The sequence below is a fragment of the Paraburkholderia sp. WS6 genome, from assembly GCF_030464835.1.
In the GTDB taxonomy this organism is placed as follows: domain Bacteria; phylum Pseudomonadota; class Gammaproteobacteria; order Burkholderiales; family Burkholderiaceae; genus Paraburkholderia; species Paraburkholderia madseniana.
Map to the genome: position 1 here is coordinate 1 of NZ_JALQCK010000103.1, position 3,034 is coordinate 3,034.

Consider the following 3,034-nt stretch of genomic DNA (forward strand, 5'->3'; position numbering starts at 1 on the left):
GCGCACTCACATTCCTGCGGACGATGGCAGGCGTCGAACAACCCTTAACGAACTCTGCCCGATGCCGACGTGCGCCAGAAGTCTCAAACCGCGCATCGCGCAGAGGACCGTAGCCGACCCTGAACTGCCCTTCGACCCGGAGTGACTTTTACGGCAGCTTCCAAGGTGAAACAGCCATTCGTCCCCTGGTGTCTGCCGGCAAGTCATCGGCCATTCAGGCCGGATGCCGATTGCAACCGCGTGCCACCTTATATGATGCGCTGTCTGTCCGCTTTCGAGAACCACGAACTGATCCCGCGGACACGAAAAAGGGGGGGCGCGGGCCTTGCGGATGCGGGTGACGTTCGATCGGTTTCGGGCGAGACGTGCGCGGTCGAGTTGGTGGCGCTAGCCGGCAATCTTCAGCGCGAGTTCAGCGACATGTTTTGTCCCGGAAGCGCGCGATATCCAGCTCATTTTGTGAAGTCCCGATCTTCTTGCTCGGCCGCGCCTCCCCGATTGCACATACGTTGCTCAATGTGGCTCGCCGAGGCAAGCATCAGCGACATCGACGATCGGCTCGCTGTCGCCATAAGCTTCGTAAAAGCGATCGACGCAACTTATCTGACCGAAGGTCCACCATGTGCCGGGCGGATCATGACCCAGCCACATCACAGTCGCCGCCGCCTTTGTCCGAAGTCCCCATTGTTGCCAGTCAGAGCCTGTTGGCAAAAAACGGCCGTGCTTGTCCGCGTACAAGTTCAGGTCCAGGCCGTATCGCTTCAGGTATGGCGGGTTAAGGAGATCCTCGATAGCAGGCTTTTCGCCACGGGAAATTCGGGCGTTTTCGACTGCCTCATCCAGCCGAAAATCGCTCATGGCACGGCTGATCACTGACAACTCGAACAGCAGCGGCGCGCCAATTGCCAGGCACGTAACACCTAGGCAGAGTACGAGCACTGCAAGAACGCGCCTTCCGGTTAGCGATGTCCGCGACACTCGCGTCCCCCATCGTCTGCTTTTCCTGTATGCCTGCGCGCGCTCGGGCAGCGTGAAACCACGCACAGTCTCGTTGGGACAATGCACAGCCTTGACGCGTGTGCGAAGCCCGCGCCGAACTTGTCGACAGCGCCTGATGCATCAGGGTGTTTCACCTTCCTGCGGCTGTTCGTCAAGATTGCTCTTGAACTCGTACTTCTTGTGCGAACCGTCGCAGAATGGCTTGTTCTGCGAGTGGCCACATCGACACAGCCAGACCTCGTCCTTATCCACCTCAATGTTTTTCCCGCCTTGAGTGGTAATCTTGAAGTCGCCCTTGATGTGGTACGGGCCATCATTCCGGGGGGTAATAATTGCAGTCGCCATTTGAGCCTCCGCTGATTCTGAATCACGCGTTCCGCACACGTTCGGGACACTCGATGCGGCAACCTGAATACAGGTCAATTTCAGTCTATATCTGATACCACATGAAGGTGCGGCGAGCGTTGTGGCATCGCACAAAAGCTTGTGGAAAGGTTCGCCGCGAATGGTATGAGGACATCATGATCTGGCTTGGTGGAGGCGGTAACTATCGGCCACAGTTTCGGACGCTCGAACTCGACGCCCCGTAAGCGGACGGTCACCTGTGAGATTGCAGGGCGCGACTTGGCAGGGCCACGCTGACACCAGTCAAGACCGCCGCGTAGGCGCATTGGGCTCTGGGATGCCTTGGGGTTACTGATCGATGCCGCCCGCATCGCTCCGGATCGACAAGGCCACATCACTCCCTCCCCCGCCGTTGATCCCGCGTCCACTTCGCCATACCTGCTTGCTACGCTCGGAGAGTTCGCCGCAACAGCGGGATCTCATTCCGGCTTATCGAAGACGCCGGCTTCGAGATCCTGTCTGAAATGCTGCACCCAACCGGTTTCGAAGCCGATGGGGTATTCCCTCGCAATTTGTGTTGATAGTCTGGTTACGGTGACATATCCCTGCAGGCCGACGTTCTCGTCGCCCTTGGGGTCAGTCGTATCCGTTTCCAGCAGGTCGAATTCACCTTCTGTCAGTCCCTTGCGCTGCAAGGTCGCCAGGAAAGCCTGGCGTTCATCCGGTTCGATCAGTTGCATCTTCCGCCCTCCCGTCTGTCCGATACCGATATTCGTGGTCCCCTTCACGACGTTGTCATAACCCCAGAACGTTAGGCAGTGCCCAAGTGCGTCATAGCTGCGGCTGAGGTTGTGAAAGCCGAATGCCATCCGCTCATCTGGGTCCGATCCTGTCGCAGTCGGGAATCACCAGCGTACAGCTTTTGTGCACGCGCTCGATGGAAAACTGTCCGGACAGTTTTGTCATAGTTCCTGCCATCCTTCATGACCCGTCGCAATTTGCATCGGCGCGCAAAGCGCCCGGGCTCGTATCTGTGCCGACAGCAACGTCCGCTCGCTGGACGAGCCGATGCGAATGGACGGATCAGTCCATGCGCAGACCGATAGCAGAGACTCGTTGGCCACAACAGGGATACACTCAAAATGGGATAAATTCCGGAGCAATACCATGACCGACGCTACCCCCCAAAGTACATTTCGCGGTCTTCCCCTGACGCCGGAGCAGGACGCAGAAGTCAGGCACTACATAAAGAAGAAAGAGCAGCATGGCGCGCCGTGGGACACGCCGGAGCTGGAGGCCATGCTTCGAGACATGCTGCAGCCCCCGAGCGACGACGACGGAGGACCCGGTTCCACCGTCGACGAAACAAAGGCGGCCACAGAACGCGCGACAGCTTCCATCGACGAGACCATGGAACCCATTGAAGCCTGCGAAGAGCGGAATGCTGCGATGGAAACCGAGGGTATGAGGGGACCGAAGCGTTGAATCCACGGCAGCGCTCGCGACTGCTGTTGAAATTCACCCTACGCGTTCGGACCGTGGCATGAGCCTGTTGGGAACCCGGAATCACATCGATTGCGGGAGCCGCCGATCGCAATAGCAGTTTGCCGAAGCGCGTTCGATTCCACGACTTGATGACGACCGCGCCCACCGTCCAGCCAGCCGGTTTTGTACAGCCGCATGTGCGGAT

At 58.5% G+C, this 3,034-nt stretch carries 4 protein-coding genes; 1 reads left to right on the forward strand and 3 read right to left on the reverse strand.

Going from position 1 to position 3,034, the window contains the following annotated elements:
• Nucleotides 1–513: 513 nt before the first annotated feature.
• The 3 genes from M0D64_RS44650 to M0D64_RS44660 form a co-directional block, all read right to left on the reverse strand.
• Nucleotides 514–873 carry a hypothetical protein gene (locus tag M0D64_RS44650; protein ID WP_236720807.1) on the reverse strand — a complete coding sequence of 120 codons (360 nt, stop codon included), beginning with the start codon at nucleotides 871–873 and terminating at the stop codon, nucleotides 514–516.
• A gap of 246 nt (nucleotides 874–1,119) precedes the next feature.
• Nucleotides 1,120–1,344, reverse strand: coding sequence for a CDGSH iron-sulfur domain-containing protein (locus M0D64_RS44655; RefSeq protein WP_063496116.1), 225 nt, complete (start codon nucleotides 1,342–1,344; stop codon nucleotides 1,120–1,122).
• 479 nt (nucleotides 1,345–1,823) lie between these two features.
• The gene (locus M0D64_RS44660) at nucleotides 1,824–2,084 is read right to left on the reverse strand and encodes a transcriptional regulator (RefSeq protein ID WP_154566700.1); all 261 of its coding nucleotides are present in this window, start codon (nucleotides 2,082–2,084) and stop codon (nucleotides 1,824–1,826) included.
• Nucleotides 2,085–2,511: 427 nt separating this feature from the next.
• Here M0D64_RS44660 and M0D64_RS44665 point away from each other — a divergent pair, with 427 nt between their 5' ends.
• Nucleotides 2,512–2,829, forward strand: a complete 318-nt coding sequence (locus M0D64_RS44665) for a hypothetical protein (protein WP_266262294.1) — start codon at nucleotides 2,512–2,514, stop codon at nucleotides 2,827–2,829.
• The last annotated feature ends 205 nt before the right edge of the window (nucleotides 2,830–3,034 follow it).

Coding starts and splice junctions, on each gene's coding strand:
- M0D64_RS44655 (WP_063496116.1), bottom strand. CDS start 1,344: ATGGCGACTGCAATTATTACCCCCCGGAATGATGGCCCGTACCACATC.
- M0D64_RS44660 (WP_154566700.1), bottom strand. CDS start 2,084: ATGCAACTGATCGAACCGGATGAACGCCAGGCTTTCCTGGCGACCTTG.
- M0D64_RS44665 (WP_266262294.1), top strand. CDS start 2,512: ATGACCGACGCTACCCCCCAAAGTACATTTCGCGGTCTTCCCCTGACG.